The sequence below is a fragment of the Actinomadura madurae genome (assembly GCF_900115095.1).
In the GTDB taxonomy this organism is placed as follows: Bacteria; Actinomycetota; Actinomycetes; order Streptosporangiales; family Streptosporangiaceae; genus Spirillospora; species Spirillospora madurae.
The window spans coordinates 15,965-32,222 of the sequence record NZ_FOVH01000023.1 but is presented as its reverse complement, the minus strand read 5'-3'; the positions used below and the strand labels follow the sequence as shown (position 1 = coordinate 32,222).

The following is a 16,258-nucleotide window of genomic DNA, read 5'->3' as shown; positions in this document are numbered from 1 at the left end:
CCGGAGCTCAGGCCCGAGGCGGGGCGCCGGTCAGGGCGGGGGCGGGGCCCGCTGGGTGCGGCGCCGCTTTACCGACTCGTCGATGCTGGTGAGGATGATGGGCAGGATCACGCTCAGCCAGAAGTCCTTCCATCCCCAAAGGCCCGCGCCGACGCCCAGCAGGCTGCCCGCGCACACCAGGCTCAGCAGGCACGCCGCCCAGTGCCGCCGGACGAGCCCGACCGGGTCGATGAGCCGCCGCCGCGGCAGGAGGTCGGCCAGCGCGCGCTCCCTCGCGTGGGAGCGCTGCACGACCGTCGCGTCCGGCAGCCAGTGCAGGACGTCGGCGTTCCCGGCGAGCGGGAGCCGGGACAGCGCGATCAGGGTCTCCAGGCGCCACCACAGCGTCCACAGCGACGTCCGCCCGCTGCCGGGGTAGCCGTTCCAGCGCGGGTCGGCGATCTCTCCGCGCACGAGCGTCCGGAAGGCGCGGGCGACGACCGGGCCGTGCGGGCCCCGCGGGTCGCGCAGCAGCGCGGTGAGCGCGATCGGCAGCCCGTAGTGCCACAGGGCGAGCCGCCACACAGGCTCGGACCCGGTCCCGTGCGGCGAGACGTCGTAGGTCTCGATCCACGTGTGGTCGTCGTCCGGATCGAGGTGGCCGAGCAGCCAGTCGTAGGCGTCCAGCAGCCGCTCGGTGCGCAGCCCGGGGCGCGCCTCGGCGAGCGTCACCAGCGCGAACGCCGTGTGCGTGACGGTGGGACGGGACGCCTGCGTCGGCCCCCACGCGGGGCGGTGCGCGGTCCGGTCGGCCGTCAGCCACTCCACGCCCCGGTCCACCGCGGGGTCGTAGGGGTTGAGCTGGCTGAGCGCGCGCAGCGCCAGGCAGGTCAGCCACACGCGGGACGGGCAGCCGCGCAGCGAGCCCCATCCGCCGTCCGGGTTCTGGTTGTGCCGCAGCCAGTGGTAGGCGCGCTTGAGGTCGGGGGCGTCGTCGCGCAGGTCGCAGCGGGCGCGGGCCAGGAACCGCGCGATCCAGCCGGTCGCCTCGACCACCGGGATGCCGAGGCTCGTCTTGGTGGCCCAGCCGCCGTCCCGCAGCGGATCGGCGGAGGTGGTCTGCCGGTCGGCGAGGAACGCCAGCCCCTCGTCGAAGTACTCGAACGTGCGCCCCGTCTCCACGAACGCCAGCAGGCCGAGCGCGGTCGCGGTGGTGCCGGGTTCCGGCCGGGCCAGCTCGTGGTACCAGCCCCCGCCGGTGCCGAGCGCGGGCGCGTAGGTGTCGCGCAGGACGTCGAGCGACTCGTTCAGCCTGGTCGCGAGCACGGCCATGTCGATGACGGGGGCGTCGGCGCCGCGCGCCGGTGCGGGGAGCGGAGGTGTCTGGTTCACGATGGTGCCTTCGTTGAAGGTGTTCCCGCGGGGCCACGCTTTGTACCCCGCGGGTTCTTCGCCGCGGGGCGCCGGGAACGCTGGAGGACGAGGTCAGCGGGTCCGTGAGCTGGAGGAGGCGTGGCCGAGCCGGCGGTGGGGGAGGAGGCCGGTCACGAGTGCGTCCTGTGCCCGCCGCTGCGGTTCCGGTTCAACGCGATGGCCGGGCTGCCCGGCGAGACGGGCGTCATCGCGGCCGACCGCGACTTCCTCCTGATCCCGGACGTGGCGCCGCTGGCAGACGGGCACGTGCTCCTGGTGACCCGGGACCACCACCAGTGCGCGGGCGACTTCGGCCCCGAGATGTGGGGACGCGCACTGCGGTGGCGGGACCGCGTCGCCCGCCTTTACCGCGAGGCGTACGGCAGCGGCGAGCTGCTCCTGTTCGAGCACGGCCCGGCGACCTCGCAGGGCGGCGGCGCCTGCATCGACCACGCGCACTGGCACCTCATGCCCGGGACACCGGGCGTGCGGGCGGTGGTGGAGCGGGAGGGGCGTCCCGGAACGCCGGCCGATCACGCGACCCTGCGGGCCTGCTTCCGCACCGGCCGGTCCTACCTGCTGGTCGAGGAGAACGGGATCGCGACCGTCCATCCGGGCGACGGTGTGCGAAGCCAGTTCCTGCGCTGGGCCGTGACGGCTCCCGGCGAGCGGACGGCGTGGCGCTGGCAGGAGACGTTCGGTCTGCCCGACAGCAGGCGCCGTTTCCTGCGGACTCTCGCGGGGATGCGCGGCGCGACGGCCGCCCTGCCGGACGGGGGTCAGCCGCCCGAAAGCCACCAGTAGAGCTCGCACGCCGCCATCCGGTCACCGAACCCCGCGCGCTCCACACCGCTGGTGTAGCCGGTCGGGTACTCCATCGGCGACTGTCCCCGCCGGTGGGCGAGCACGCGTTCCAAGGACGACGGGCCGAACCGCAGCAGCCACAGCGGACGGCCCCGCACGGCCTCGTCGACCACCGGCAGCAGCGCCCTGAGTTCTCGTCCGCCGGACGGCGCCGGACACCCAAGCAGCCGCGCGAGCGTGTGCGCCTCCGAGATGACGAGGTCCGCCGACTCCAGCATCGGCTGCACGACGGACGCGGGGAGCCGCCCGTCGACGTCGTGCGGCACGAGATCGAACACGACCCGCGTGCCCGCCGCGCGGGCCACGCGCACCGCCTCGTGCAGCGCCTCCCGGGAGACCGGGGACAGCAGCGCGTACCCGTCCAGCGCCAGCACGTCGGCGCCCTCGATCCCGGCCGCGGCCGCGCGCACGTCGGCGGGGGCGAGGCGCCGCCCCGGCGGCTCGTCCTGGACGACCAGCAGCCGCACACCGGCCCCGCCGCCGCGGGGGCGGTCCCGCAGCATCACCGACACCCCGTTCGGGACGCCGCGCTCGACGCGCAGGTGGTCGTCCGCGCCGAGCCTGCGCAGCTCCTCGCGGATCACCGCCGTGTAGCCGTCGTCGCCGACCTTCGCCAGCACCCCCACCTCGCGGAAGTACTCCGTCGCGCACCGGGCCAGGTTCACCGCCGTCCCGGCGACCATGGCCCGGGCCGGGGCGTAGCAGAGCCGGTCGGCGCGCAGATCGGCGAACCGGACGTCCGGGAGTGACGCGCGTACCTCGATCCCGGCATCGCCGATCACGAAGAGACGGAAGCGCCGTTCCGCGGCCCCGCCGAGACCCGGCCACTCGGCGGGCGACCGGGACGGGAGCATGGGCCGGGTCAGCCCGCCGGGCTCAGGAAGGCCCGCATGACCGGGCGCAGGCTCGGGATGAGGTCGTAGCCGCCGACCTCGTCCAGCGGCACCCAGGCGCACCCGTCCAGGTGGTCTCCGCCGTCCTGGTTCTCCAGCGTGGCGTCCAGCGTGACCGGCCGGCAGCGCCGCGCGACGGCCACCACCCGGATCTGCCCGCCGCCCGGGCCGGTGCCCGGCATGAACCACTGCCACAGGTGGAACGGCGGCCCCGGATCGATCTTGAGGCCGACCTCCTCCCACACCTCGCGGCGGACGTGGTCGTCGAGGTCGAGGTCGGCCTCGGCCTCCAGCCGCCCGCCGGGCACCTCCCAGCGGCCGGGATGGAACGGGTCGGCCGCCGACTTGCGGACCATCAGCAGCCGTCGGCCGGACACGATGAAGGCCTTCTGGGCGAACTGCAGCGCGATCGGTGACAAGGCGGTGAGGGGGCCGGCGGCGCCGACCTCGACCGAGGGCATCGCGGGGACTACCTCCCTGGTGCCGGCCCCACCGGGCCGTCTCCGCTCCACCGTAACAAGCCGGCGCCCGGGACGCCGAGAGGCCGGCCGCGCCAGAACACCGTCACCCGGCGCGCCCCGCCGCAGGGTTCGGGAATCACCGGACGTTCCGGGCCGTTAGGAGAAGCGGCGTATCCCACGCATGCTCCCTGTGCGGCGCACCGCCCCCGCACGGGTGATTCGCTATGGCGCATCAGGTCCCGCCAGGTGGTAGTCTTGGTGGCCGACCGGCCCTGTGCGCGCGATCAGATGGTGGCGCGTGCCGGGCGCGCAAGCGGAGGCCACCTCCCACCTGACCGGCCGAGGCCGCAGGTCCTGCTCACCGCCCACCGGGCGGTTTCGCCGGAGCCCGCGGTGTTCATCTGGGGACACCCCAGACCCCGAGGCCGGTGGGTTCTCGGTCCGGCGAGCGGGCGCTCGGTGCCCGCCCCGCCGTCGTCCCCGGACGGTCCGGCCGTCCTGGGAGACCGAAGGTGGCCCCGTGCGCGAGTCGTGCGGGGCTTTTCTCGTGGAAGCCTTGGGGTACGACCGGTCCAACGAACTTGAGAACGGCCCCAAGGAGGTCCCATCAGCGCCGAACCGCGTATCAACGACCGCATTCGCGTGCCCGAGGTCCGGCTCGTCGGCCCGAACGGCGAACAGGTGGGCATCGTGCCCATCGCCAAGGCCCTTGAAATCGCGCGTGAGTCGGATCTCGACCTCGTCGAGGTGGCGCCCACCGCGCGTCCGCCCGTCGCGAGGCTCATGGACTACGGCAAGTTCAAGTACGAGTCCGCGATGAAGGCGCGTGAGGCGCGGAAGAACCAGGCGCACACGGTCATCAAGGAGATCAAGCTCCGCCCGAAGATCGACCCGCACGACTACGAGACCAAGAAGGGTCACGTGGTGCGGTTCCTCAAGGCCGGGGACAAGGTGAAGGTCACGATCATGTTCCGTGGTCGTGAGCAGTCCCGTCCCGAACTCGGGTACCGGCTGCTGCAGCGGCTCGCCGACGACGTCGAGGAACTCGGCTTCGTCGAGTCGCGGCCCAAGCAGGACGGCCGGAATATGATCATGGTGATCGGTCCGCACAAGAAGAAGACGGCACGCGGGCAGGAGACCGAGACCGCCTGACGTTCCGTCCGGGGATCCGCCCCCGCGGCGGCCCCGACACCGCGACCTCGCGGATCGGCGGGGTCGCGGCGCACGTACATTGAAGCCTGACCCGGCGCGTCCGCGTACCACGTGTGATGTGCCGATCAGGTATGCCTCCGTGCTGGTCCGCACGGAGGCCGGGAAAGAGGGAGACGACGGCGACCATGCCGAAGACCAAGACCCACAGCGGTGCCAAGAAGCGCTTCAAGCTGACCGGCTCCGGCAAGGTGATGCGCCGCCGCGCCAACCGCAACCACCTGCTCGAGCACAAGCCCTCGAAGCGGACCCGGCGCCTCGACGGACCGGCCGTGGTGGCCGACGCCGACGCCAAGAACATCAAGAAGCTGCTGCGCAAGTAGCACTCGACCAGGCACATCAGCGACCGGCCGAGGCCCGTGCGGCCCCGGCCCCCACGAAGGAGTTCAGCACGTGGCACGCGTGAAGCGGGCGGTCAACGCCGCCAAGAAGCGTCGGGTCGTCCTGGAGCGGTCGAGCGGCTACCGCGGTCAGCGTTCGCGCCTGTACCGCAAGGCCAAGGAGCAGCAGCTCCACTCGATGACCTACGCGTTCCGGGACCGCAAGGACCGCAAGGGCCAGTTCCGCCGGCTGTGGATCCAGCGGATCAACGCCGCGGCCCGCGCCAACGGCATCACCTACAACCGGTTCATCCAGGGCCTGAAGGCCGCCGAGGTCGAGGTCGACCGGCGCATGCTCGCCGAGCTGGCCGTCAACGACGCCCCGGCGTTCGCCGCCCTGGTCAAGGTCGCCAAGGACGCGCTTCCGGCCGAGGGCTCGGAGGCCGCCTGATCCGGGCGGCCGGACATCGGGCGAACAGAGCGACATGGCGGGCCGCGAGCTGACCTCCCTCCGATCACCGCGGGTGAAGGCCGCTCGCCGGCTCGCCAAGCGCGCCTTCCGGCGCCGCGAGAACCGGTTCCTCGCCGAGGGGCCGCAGGCGGTGCGGGAGGCGCTGGAGATCCCCGGCGGGCTCGCCGAGCTGTTCACCACGGCCGAGGCGGAGGCCCGCCACCCCGAGCTGGTGCTCGCCGCCGAGCGGGCCGGCGCGCCGGTGCTGCGCGTCAGCGGCGAGGTCATGGCGGAGCTGGCCCAGACGGTCACCCCGCAGGGGCTGCTGGCGGTCTGCGAGTTCGTGGACGTCCCGCTGGAGAAGGCGCTGGAGGCCGCGCCCCGGCTGGTGACCGTGCTCGCGCACGTCCGCGACCCGGGCAACGCCGGGACGGTGCTGCGCACCGCCGACGCGGCGGGCTCGGAGACGGTCGTGTTCACCGACGCGTCCGTCGACCCCTACAACGGCAAGTGCGTCCGCGCCTCGGCGGGCAGCCTGTTCCACCTGCCGGTCGTCGTCGGCCCGCGGTTCGACGCGCTGATCCCCGAGCTGAGGAGCGCGGGCCTCACCGTCCTCGCCGCCGACGGGGCGGGCGGCCGCACCCTGGACGAGGCGATCGACGACGGCCTGCTCGCCCGCCCCACCGCCTGGGTGTTCGGCAACGAGGCGTGGGGGCTCCCGGACGAGATCCTGCGGCACGTGGACGAGGCCGTCCGCGTGCCGATCCACGGGCGCGCCGAGAGCCTGAACCTGGCGACGGCCGCGGCCGTATGCCTCTACGCGTCGGCCCGCGCCCAGCGCAGCGCGTAGGGAAGGCGGGCGCGGCGCGCAGGAGACGCGGGCGCCGCACGGGCGAACGGTCGCGGAGGTTCGATGCATTCCGTGATCGAATGGCCGCAAGCGGTCGCCAAGGGCGCCGTTTCCCGGCCGGTGAGCTGGGAGGATGGGGCTGCACGCGGACGGAGGGTGGGGGCCCGCCGCCGCGGGGGACTCGTCCGCGGGTAGGAGGGGAATCCGGGACCGGCGAGGGATCACGCCGTCCCTGTCCCGTGCCTACCGTGTTGATCAGTGGGTTGACCAGCGCGGCGACGATGCCGCACGGAGTTGGGGGCGTGATGATCGAGGAGACCGGGCGGGCCCGGAGGGCGGTCCGGCGGGCACCGGAGGTGCGATGCCGGCTCGGCGCGGTCCGGGCGCCCGCCGTCCCGGGCGCGCCCGCCCCGCCCGCCGCGACCGGCGGGCTGCGGATCGAGATCGCCCAGGTTCGCGGCGACACGGTCGTCGTCGCGGTCGCGGGAGAGATCGACCTGCCCACGGCCGGTCCGCTGCGCGACGGGCTCGTCCAGGTGCACGGCGACATGCGGGGGACGGGCCGGCACCGGCTGGTGGCCGACTTCGCCGCCGTCCCCTTCTGCGACGCGGCCGGGCTCGGCGCGCTGGTCGCCGCGCACAACCAGATCGCGGCGGGCGGCGGTGAGATCGTCCTCGCCGGGGTCCGGCCCGCGCAGCTGCGGCTGCTGCGCATCACCGGGCTGCACCGGCTGTTCGCGATCCACCGCGACATCGAGACGGCGCTCGCCGCCGAGGATTCCCCGACCACCTCGCGGTAGGCCGCGGACGCCCAGGTGAGACCGCCCTCCGGAGTGGGCGGCACCCCGCCCGAGGGCCACAGAACCCTTGCCGCGGGGCGGTTTCCGGGTCCCGCAAGGTGACCGACTCCGGCTAGAGTCTCTTTTCGACAGGCCGCGTTCTCATCGGTGTTGTGGAGGCCGCTGTGGGCGGAGAGGAACCCCCTCTCGTGGCCGCGCGCGTACCCGAGCAGGGGTCCGGGCCGGGGCCCGAGTGGGGTGCGGCGGACGACCTGCCCGACGGGCTGATGGTCGCCGGCCGGGACGCCCGCGTGGCGGTGTTCAACGCCGCCGCGGTGCGCATCACCGGCGTCCCCGCGGCGTCCGCCCTGGGCCGCGACTTCCGCGACGTCCTGCCGCTGCACGACGCCGAGGGCCGCGACTGGTGGAAGTACCTGGCCCCCTACGACGGCCTGTGCACCCGGACGCGCCACCCCGAGCGCTCGCTGTTCCTGGCCGGCGGCGCGGAGGTGCTGGTCACGGCCGCGTACCGGCGCGACCGGGACGGCCGTGTGGAACGGTTCACGGTGTGCCTGCGCGACGCCCTGCACCGCGCCCGCCAGGAACGCGACCGCGCCGACCTCGTCTCCACCGTCGCCCACGAGCTGCGCTCCCCGCTGACGAGCGTCAAGGGGTTCACCGCGACGCTGCTGGCCAAATGGCACCGCTTCAACGACGACCAGAAGCGGGTGATGCTGGAGACCGTCAACGCCGACGCCGACCGGGTCACCCGGCTGATCACCGAGCTGCTGGACGTGTCCCGCATCGAGGCGGGCCGGCTGGAGATGCACCGCCAGGTCGTCGACCTGCCCGAGGAGGTCCGCAAGGTGATCGCGGGCCGGGTCGCGGCCGGCGAGCCGGAGGACCGCTTCCGGTTCGAGTCGCGCGGCGAGCTGCCCGAGATGTGGCTCGACCCGGACAAGATGGACCAGATCCTCGGCAACCTCGTGGAAAACGCCGTGCGGCACGGAGCGGGTACTGTCACCATTGTGGTGGAGCCGGACGCGCACAAGGAGGGAGCCGCCGTGTCGGTGCGCGACGAGGGCGAGGGCATCCCGCCCGAGGCCGCCCAGCGCGTCTTCCGGCAATTCTGGCGCGGCCCCGGCGGCAACCGCCGCGGCGGCACCGGCCTCGGGCTCTACATCGTCAAGGGCCTCGTCGAGGCGCACGGCGGCGTGATCTCGGTGCGGCGGGCGCCCGGCGGCGGCGCCGAGTTCCGATTTACCGTGCCCGCGGGGGCCCCCGACTACGCCGGCTGAGCCCGGCGCACGCGCCGGAGCACACCGGCCGGCGGATCCCCGACCGGGCCAGCGCGTCACGCGCACGCTTTCCGGATCTTCATCGCCCGCGGACTAGACTGCGGGCGTCCCACGCCGACCGGAGTCGATCACACCACCATGTCTGCACCCAACAAGTCCTATGACCCCGTCGAGGTGTCCGCGCTGCAGCCCGAAGAGCTGGAGCGGGCCCGTGACGAGGCGCTCGCGGCCATCGCCGCGGCGCCCGACCTCGACGCGCTGAAGCAGGTCCGCCTGGCGCACGCCGGCGACCGTTCCCCGCTGGCCCTCGCCAACCGCGAGATCGGCGCGCTGCCGCCCGCGGCCCGCGCCGACGCGGGCAAGCGCATCGGCGCCGCCCGCGGGGCGGTGTCCGCGGCGCTCAAGGAGCGCCAGGCCGAGCTGGAGGAGGAGCGCGACCGCCGCGTCCTCGTCGAGGAGACCGTAGACGTCACCCTGCCGTGGGACCGCGCCCCGCGCGGCGCCCGGCATCCGCTGACCACGATGCAGGAGCGGATGGCCGACGTCTTCGTCGCGATGGGCTTCGAGGTCTCCGAGGGTCCCGAGGTCGAGGCGGAGTGGTACAACTTCGACGCGCTCAACTTCCTGCCCGACCACCCGGCCCGCACGATGCAGGACACGTTCTTCGTCGAGTCGGAGGGCTCCGGCCTGGTGATGCGCACGCACACCTCGCCGATGCAGATCAGGTCGCTGCTGTCGAGGCCGCTGCCGGTGTACGTGGTGGCGCCCGGGCGCACCTTCCGCACCGACGAGCTGGACGCCACGCACGCCCCCGTCTTCCACCAGCTGGAGGGGCTGGCGGTCGACGAGGGCCTGACGATGGCCGACCTGCGCGGCGGCATCGGCGCCTTCGTCGCCGGGATGTTCGGCGAGGGCCTGAAGACGCGGTTCCGGCCGTCGTTCTTCCCGTTCACCGAGCCGTCGGCCGAGGTCGACATGCAGTGCTTCGTGTGCCGGGGCGCGTCGGCGGAGCCGGGCGCCGAGCCGTGCCGCACCTGCAGCTCGGAGGGCTGGATCGAGCTCGGCGGCTGCGGAATGGTGAACCCGCGGGTGCTGGTGGCCTGCGGCGTCGACCCGGACCGCTACAGCGGCTGGGCGTTCGGCCTGGGCGTCGAGCGGACGCTGATGTTCCGCCACGGCGTGGAGGACATGTACGACATGGTGGAGGGCGACGTCCGGTTCACCCTCCCGTTCGGGATGGAGATCTGATGCGCGCCCCGCTTTCCTGGCTGCGCGAGTACGCCGAGCTGCCGGCCGGCGTCACGGGCCGCGCGCTGGCCGCCGAGCTGATCGCGGCGGGCCTGGAAGTCGAGACCGTCGAGCAGGCCGGTGCCGACATCGCCGGCCCGCTCGTGGTCGGCGAGGTCCTGGCGATCGAGGAGCTGACGGGCTTCAAGAAGCCGATCCGCTACTGCCGGGTGGACGTCGGCGAGGCCAACGGCACCGGCGAGCCGCAGAACATCGTGTGCGGCGCGACCAACTTCGCCGTCGGCGACCGCGTGGTGGTCGTCCTGCCGGGCGGTGTGCTGCCGGGCGGCTTCGAGATCGGCGCCCGCAAGACCTACGGCCACGTGTCCGAGGGCATGATCTGCTCGGTGACCGAGCTCGGCATCGGCGACGACCACAGCGGCATCCTGGTACTGCCGCCGGGCACCCCGGTCGGCGCGGACGCGATCGAGCTGCTCGGGCTGCGCGACGACGTCCTGGACATCGCCGTCACCCCCGACCGCGGCTACGCCCTGTCGATCCGCGGCCTCGCCCGGGAGGCCGCCACCGCCTACGGCGTGCCGTTCAAAGACCCGGCGGACGTGGGCCTGCCGCGGGGGCTGGAGGACGGTGGGGAGGCGTATCCGGCGAGCATCGGCGACCCGTCCGCGTGCGACCGGTTCGTGCTGCGCGAGGTGCGCGGTTTCGACCCGGACGCGCAGACCCCCATGTGGATGCGGGTCCGCCTGCACCGCGCCGGGATGCGGCCGGTGTCGCTCGCGGTCGACGTCACCAACTACCTGATGCTGGAGCTGGGCCAGCCGCTGCACGCGTTCGACCGGCGCAAGCTCACCGGCCCGATCGTGGTCCGGCGGGCAGCCCCGGGGGAGAAGCTGGAGACGCTCGACCACGTCGAGCGGACCCTCGACCCCGACGACATCCTCATCACCGACGAGTCGGGGCCGATCTCGATGGCCGGCACGATGGGCGGGCTGGCCACCGAGATCGACGAGCGGTCGTCCGACATGGTCATCGAGGCCGCGCACTTCGACGCCATGGGCACCGCCCGGATGAGCCGTCGCCACCGGCTGCACAGCGAGGCGTCCCACCGGTTCGAGCGCGGCGTCGACCGCGAGCTGCCGCTGTACGCGTCCTACCGGGCCGTGCGGATGCTCGCCGAGCTCGGCGGCGCGGAGATCGTGCCCGGCGTCACCCACGCCGAGGCGCCGGTCGAGCCGGTCACGGTGACGATGCCCGCCGGGCACCCCGACCGGGTCGCGGGCGTGGCCTACGGGCGGGACGCGGTCGTCCGCCGCCTCGAGCAGGTCGGCTGCGCGGTGACCGGCGGCGACGTGCTGACGGTGACGCCGCCGTCCTGGCGTCCCGACCTGACCGCGCCCAACGACCTCGCCGAGGAGGTCATCCGGCTGGAGGGCTACGAGGACATCCCGGTCCGCGCGCCGCGCCCGGCGGCGGGTAAGGGCCTGACCGTCCAGCAGCGGCTGCGCCGCCGCGTCGGCCGGGCGCTCGCCGGCGCCGGGTACGTGGAGGCGCTGGCCTTCCCGTTCGTCGGCGAGAAGGACCTCGACGGCCTCCAGCTCCCGGCGGACGACGCGCGCAGGCGGACGCTGCGGCTCGCGAACCCGATGTCGGAGGAGGAGCCGCTGCTGCGCACCACGCTGCTGCCGGGCCTGCTGAAGGTGCTGGCGCTCAACGTGGGACGCGGCTTCGCCGACACCGCCCTGTTCGAGCTCGGCGTGGTGTTCCGGCCGCGCCCGGACGCGCCGGAGCGGGCGGCGATCCTCGCGGTGGACCGCGGTCCCACCGCCGAGGAGATCGCGACCGTGGAGGCGGCGCTCCCGGACCAGCCGCACCGGGTCGCGGTCGTGCTGTCCGGGGACCGGGAGCCGTCGGGCTGGTGGGGCGAGGGCCGGCCGGCCCTGTGGGCGGACGCGATCGAGGCGGCCCGCACGCTGGCGCGCGAGGTCGGCGTCGAGCTGACGGTGAAGGCCGACCAGCACGCGCCCTGGCACCCGGGCCGCTGCGCCGCGCTCTACGCCGGCGACACGCTCGTCGGGCACGCCGGCGAGCTGCACCCGCGCGTCACGAAGGCCTACGGGCTGCCCGCCCGGACGTGCGCGATGGAGCTGGAGCTGCGCCGCCTGGGCGAGCCGGCGCAGGTCGTGGCGCCGCACGTGTCGTCCTACCCGGTCGCCGTGCAGGACGTCGCGCTGGTCGTCGACTCCGCGGTCCCGGCCGCCGAGGTCGAGTCGTCGCTCCGCGACGGCGCCGGCGACCTCCTGGAGGCGATCCGGCTGTTCGACGTGTACACCGGCGAGCAGGTGGGCGAGGGCCGCAAGTCCCTGGCCTACTCGCTGCGGTTCCGCGCCCCCGACCGGACGCTGACCGCCGAGGAGGCCTCCGCGGCCCGCGACGCCGCGGTGGCCGCGGCGTCCGGCCGTACCGGAGCCGTCCTCCGCGGCGCCTGACGATGTGATCGTGCCCCGGACCTGCCCGCAGGTCCGGGGCACGGCCGCGTGTCAGCCCGCGTAGTCCAGGCTCCCGTCGCGGCGGCCGACGGACACGAGCCGGTGCAAACCCCAGTACCAGCGATCCCCGGACGATCCGGAGCACGTCCCTCATGCGAAGCCCACCGTCCCTTCCCGGCGGGCCCGGTCCACGTAGCGGCGCGTCAGCGACAGCCCCGCCGCCATCGCCGCCGCGCCGAGCCCGGGGATCGCCGTGAACGGCCTGGCCCAGCCGTGCGCCTCACCGCGCACGGCGTCGCGCAGCAGGTCCGCGCTCCAGGACAGGAACGCGGCATGGTTGAGCGGATGCAGCCAGCCGGGCAGCGCTGTGACCGGGACGAGGATCCCGCCGAGGGTGTAGAACGGGTAGCCAAGCGAGTTCTGCAGAACCTCCCGCGCGCGACACCACGAGCGCCGCCGACAGCGGCGTCGCCGTCCCCACCGTCGCGAGGCAGGTGACCGCGACCGCGAGCGCGAGCAGCGCGGGGTCGGCGACCGTCACCACCCTGCCGAATCCGAGCGCCGCCACGGTCCACGACTCCGCGAACGCCGCGGCACCCACCAGCACCACCGTCGCGACCCGTCCGGCCACCACCGGGCCCAGTGGGACGGGCGCCGCGATCATCGGGGAGAACCGCCCGGCCCAGCGGTCCTCGGGGACGATGCGCCCGGCGTGGTCGAGCGCGGCGACCCAGAGCCCGTGTCGGCGACCACGTCGTGGCCGAGGATCCGCGCGGACCCGCCCGACGGCAGCAGCACGGTGGAGAGGATCTTGATGAGGGTGGTCTTGCCCGCGCCGTTCGGGCCGAGCAGGCCGTGGATCTCGTTCTGCCCGACGGTCAGGGTCAGGTCGTCCAGGGCGACGACGGGGTCCCGGCGGCCGCGCTCGTAGGTGCGGCGCAGGCGGGAGGTGTGCACGGCGGCTTCCATGCCTCGACCGTCACCGTAAGGAGGGGCGCGGAGCCATAAGGCGGCGCCTTATCTCACACCAGGCCGCGGTCGCGGGCGGCGGCTGCGGCCTCGCCCCGGGAGGCGACGCCGAGCTTGGCGAGGATGTTGGAGACGTGGACGCTGGCGGTCTTGGGGGAGATGACCAGCTCTTCGGCGATCTCCCGGTTGGACCGTCCGCGCGCCAGCAGCCGGACGACCTCCGCCTCGCGGGCGGTGAGCGGGCCGCCGGACGGTCCCGCGAGGCCGGCGCGGCGGGCGCGTTCGGAGATCCGCCGGGCCAGCGGCGCGGCGCCGAGGGCGGCGGCGATCCCGGCGGCGCGGCCCAGCCGGGACCTCGCGCTCGACCGGTCCCGGTCCGCCAGGTCGGCGCAGGCGGCGTCGAACAGGGCGGAGGCGAGCGGATACGGCCGCTCCAGCCGCTCCCAGATGCCGATCACCGTGTCCCAGGCGGCGGGGCCGCCGGTCAGGGCGGTCACGGCCGCCCGGTGCGCCTCGGCCACCGGAGTCACGGCGGACAGCCGTCCGGCGACCTCCGCGATCCGGGAGAGCGACGGGCCTCCGGCGCGGGCGGCGGCCTCCAGCAGCGGCCAGGCGTAGCAGGGCTGGACGGTCAGCCGCGGATGGCGCAGGGCGGCCTCGGCGGTGGCACGTGCCGCCGCCCGGTCGTCCGCCGACAGCCTCCACTCGATGATCATCTGTGCGAGGGGCAGCGCGGCCTGCGGGAACCCGGCGTCGGGCGGGACGGCCAGGGCCTCCGGATCGGGTTCCGGGCCGCCGCCCCGTGCGGCGAGCAGCGCGATGCGCCAGATCATCATCTGGAGCCGGAACGACGGGGCGTGATGGCGGTCGAGGTGCCGCTGGAGCGTGTCGGCGGCCTCGTCCCAGCGGCCCAGCCGGTACAGCGTCTCGACCAGGTTGGCGGCCAGCGGCAGGCCCCTGCTGTGCGTGAGCCCCGCCTGCTCCGCGGCGGCGAGGCCCTCGGCCGCGAGCGCCAGCGCGTCGGCGGAGCGGCCCGCGTTCATGGCGCAGTGCATCAGCGTGTTGAGCGCCCGGATGCGCTCCGGCGGGTCGAGGTCCCGATGCCGGAGCCGCTCCAGCCCGGTCAGGTCGCCGTCGCCGTCCCGCGCCGCCGCGGCGGCGACGGTGACCTCCAGACCTGAGCCTTCCACCGGCGGGCCTAGGCGGCGGGCCAGTTCCAGCCCCTCCCGGCCGAGCCGCGCGGCCTCGACGGCCTCCCCGCGCACCAGCAGCCGGGCGCTCAGCTGGGCGAGGACCCGGACGCGGACGGGCCCGGGCTCGGTGGCGAGCCGCTCGGCTTCGCGGAGGTCGGCCATCTCGTCGTCGCCGCTCTCCTGGAACCCGCGCATCATCGCCCGGAGGGCGAGCAGCTCCGGGGCGCTCTGGCCGGACTCGCGGAGCATCCGCTCGACGAGCGGGAGGCCGCGGTGCGGATCGCCCGCCGCTCCCGCGGCCTGGGCTGCGTTCATCATGACCTCGTGGCGGGTGCAGCCGGTGAGGGACGCCGCTTCCGGCACGCGGTCCCACAGGTCCAGGACGCGTTCCAGCATGCTCAGCACTTCGGCGTAGGCCGTGGCCGCGTGCCGCTCCCCGGCGGCCCGCCACGCCGCGGCCAGGGCCTTCGCATGGTCGCCGCAGCCCTGCCAGTGGACCGCCAGTGCGCTCTCCGGCGTCTCGCTGAGGTCGGGGGAGCGCTCGATGACCTCGGCATACCGGCGGTGGAGGGCGGAGCGTTCGCCCGGGAGAAGGTTCCCGTGGACGGCCTCGCGGATGAGCGCGTGCCGGAACGCGTACCCGTCACGGTCCGGGACGAGCAGACCGTGATCCACGGCCTGCCGCAGCGCCTCGCTCAGGGCGGGGTCGGCCTGGCCGGTGACCGCCGCCAGCAGCGCGTGCCCGACCCGGTCACCGGCGGCGCTCACCGCGCTCAGCGCCGTCCGGGCGCTGACGGGCAGCCGCCGGACGCGGTCGAGCAGCAGGTCGCGCAGGGACCCCGGCACCGTGTCGCCGGGGTTACCGGCGAGCGCCTCGACGAACAGGGGATTGCCGCCGGCGCGCGCGTGGGCGTGCCGCACCAGGACCGGGTCGGCGTCTCCGAGGATGCCGCGCACCTGGTCGCCCACCTCGGCCGCCGTGAGAGGCGGCAGGTCCAGCCGGGTGACGTGGGGGAGCCGGGCCAGCTCGGCGAACCACGGCCGCGCGTCCGGCTCCTCGGGGCGGAAGGTGACCACCGGCAGCACCCGGGCGCGCGGCGGGTTGCGGAACAGGAACGTCAGCAGGTCGCGGGTGGAGCGGTCGGCCCAGTGCGCGTCCTCCACCACCAGGACGGCCGGTTCGGCCGCGCCCGCCCGCTCGATCAGCGTGAGGACGTGCTCGAACAGGCGCATCTGGCCGGTGCCGTCGTCCGGCGGAAGCGCGGCGGCGGTCAGCGCGGGCATCAGGCGGGCCAGGTCCGGCAGGGCGGCCGCGGGCATCAGCGAGGTGATCGCGTCCCGGCCGAGGTGCCGCAGGATCGCGCTGAACGGGGCGTACGGCAGGCTCGCGGCGCCGAGGTCGAGGCACCCGCCGGTCAGCGCGCGCAGGTCGCGGGTGAACTCGGTGACCAGGCGCGTCTTCCCGCCGCCGGCCTCGCCGCCGATGAGCACGGCGGCGGGCTCGCCGGCGCACGCCCGCGCGTGCGCCGCGCGTAACTCGCGCAGCTCCGCGGCCCGTCCGGCGAAGACGGGGCTGACGTTTCTCATCCGCACAGCATGGCGATTCTTAACGCTACTTGTGTTGCGATAAATCGTGGGGTAGTCTTCGACGCGTCACATTGCCGCCCGGCTGGGGAGTCCGTTGAGGATCTGAGGTCCGACACCGCGCAGTGGCCGCTGACGGCCCCGCGCACGTGACCTCAGTACGGACTCCGAACCCGCCGGGCTTTCTCATGCCCCGCCGGCGCGTCGCGCGATCCGCGGTGTCTCCATGCGTCCCGCACCTTCTCTTCCACCATGGAGGCC

15 protein-coding genes are annotated in these 16,258 nt (G+C 74.6%); 9 read left to right on the top strand and 6 right to left on the bottom strand.

Annotation, left to right across the window (positions count from 1 at the left end):
- Positions 1-30: 30 nt before the first annotated feature.
- Positions 31-1,371: a prenyltransferase/squalene oxidase repeat-containing protein gene (locus BM339_RS41470; RefSeq protein ID WP_021597484.1), complete on the bottom strand. Its 1,341-nt coding sequence runs from the start codon at positions 1,369-1,371 to the stop codon at positions 31-33.
- 120 nt (positions 1,372-1,491) lie between these two features.
- Between BM339_RS41470 and BM339_RS41465 the strand changes: the two genes are divergently transcribed.
- Positions 1,492-2,196: an HIT family protein gene (locus BM339_RS41465; protein WP_075024410.1), complete on the top strand. Its 705-nt coding sequence runs from the start codon at positions 1,492-1,494 to the stop codon at positions 2,194-2,196.
- Here the strand turns inward: BM339_RS41465 and BM339_RS41460 are convergent.
- Together BM339_RS41460 and BM339_RS41455 are read right to left on the bottom strand one after the other, a co-directional pair.
- Positions 2,172-3,038, bottom strand: a complete 867-nt coding sequence (locus BM339_RS41460; RefSeq protein WP_177287904.1) for a carbohydrate kinase family protein — start codon at positions 3,036-3,038, stop codon at positions 2,172-2,174. The genes BM339_RS41465 and BM339_RS41460 overlap by 25 nt on opposite strands.
- Before the next feature lie 80 nt (positions 3,039-3,118).
- Positions 3,119-3,610, bottom strand: coding sequence for an NUDIX domain-containing protein (locus BM339_RS41455; RefSeq protein ID WP_075024408.1), 492 nt, complete (start codon positions 3,608-3,610; stop codon positions 3,119-3,121).
- Positions 3,611-4,216: 606 nt separating this feature from the next.
- Between BM339_RS41455 and infC the strand changes: the two genes are divergently transcribed.
- From infC to pheT, 8 genes are all read left to right on the top strand, one after another.
- A complete protein-coding gene (gene infC, locus BM339_RS41450) occupies positions 4,217-4,762 on the top strand; it encodes a translation initiation factor IF-3 (protein WP_081842914.1) in 546 nt (181 codons plus the stop codon).
- Between the two features lie 185 nt (positions 4,763-4,947).
- Positions 4,948-5,142: a 50S ribosomal protein L35 gene (gene rpmI / locus BM339_RS41445; RefSeq protein WP_021597479.1), complete on the top strand. Its 195-nt coding sequence runs from the start codon at positions 4,948-4,950 to the stop codon at positions 5,140-5,142.
- Between the two features lie 70 nt (positions 5,143-5,212).
- On the top strand, positions 5,213-5,590 hold the full coding sequence (gene rplT, locus BM339_RS41440; RefSeq protein WP_021597478.1) for a 50S ribosomal protein L20: 378 nt from the start codon (positions 5,213-5,215) through the stop codon (positions 5,588-5,590).
- A 34-nt stretch (positions 5,591-5,624) separates the two neighbouring features.
- Positions 5,625-6,440, top strand: a complete 816-nt coding sequence (locus BM339_RS41435) for a TrmH family RNA methyltransferase (RefSeq protein ID WP_021597477.1) — start codon at positions 5,625-5,627, stop codon at positions 6,438-6,440.
- Positions 6,441-6,745: 305 nt separating this feature from the next.
- Positions 6,746-7,240 (top strand): STAS domain-containing protein, encoded by a 495-nt coding sequence (locus BM339_RS41430; protein WP_075024459.1) that lies wholly within the window; start codon positions 6,746-6,748, stop codon positions 7,238-7,240.
- A 188-nt stretch (positions 7,241-7,428) separates the two neighbouring features.
- Entirely contained in the window at positions 7,429-8,517 is a 1,089-nt protein-coding gene (locus BM339_RS41425; RefSeq protein ID WP_075024407.1) for a sensor histidine kinase, read from the top strand.
- 138 nt (positions 8,518-8,655) lie between these two features.
- Entirely contained in the window at positions 8,656-9,765 is a 1,110-nt protein-coding gene (pheS, locus tag BM339_RS41420) for a phenylalanine--tRNA ligase subunit alpha (protein WP_024936531.1), read from the top strand.
- Positions 9,765-12,251 (top strand): phenylalanine--tRNA ligase subunit beta, encoded by a 2,487-nt coding sequence (gene pheT, locus BM339_RS41415; RefSeq protein WP_075024406.1) that lies wholly within the window; start codon positions 9,765-9,767, stop codon positions 12,249-12,251. Before pheS ends, pheT begins: the two co-directional genes overlap by 1 nt.
- A gap of 150 nt (positions 12,252-12,401) precedes the next feature.
- Here the strand turns inward: pheT and BM339_RS50405 are convergent, their stop codons facing one another.
- The 3 genes from BM339_RS50405 to BM339_RS52385 all read right to left on the bottom strand — a co-directional run bounded on the left by BM339_RS50405 (position 12,402) and on the right by BM339_RS52385 (position 16,000).
- The gene (locus tag BM339_RS50405; protein WP_021597472.1) at positions 12,402-12,542 is read right to left on the bottom strand and encodes a hypothetical protein; all 141 of its coding nucleotides are present in this window, start codon (positions 12,540-12,542) and stop codon (positions 12,402-12,404) included.
- Between the two features lie 369 nt (positions 12,543-12,911).
- Complete coding sequence (locus BM339_RS41410; protein WP_083598470.1) at positions 12,912-13,220, bottom strand: ATP-binding cassette domain-containing protein; 309 nt, start codon at positions 13,218-13,220, stop codon at positions 12,912-12,914.
- 53 nt (positions 13,221-13,273) lie between these two features.
- A complete protein-coding gene (locus BM339_RS52385) occupies positions 13,274-16,000 on the bottom strand; it encodes an ATP-binding protein (RefSeq protein WP_075024405.1) in 2,727 nt (908 codons plus the stop codon).
- Positions 16,001-16,258: the final 258 nt, after the last annotated feature.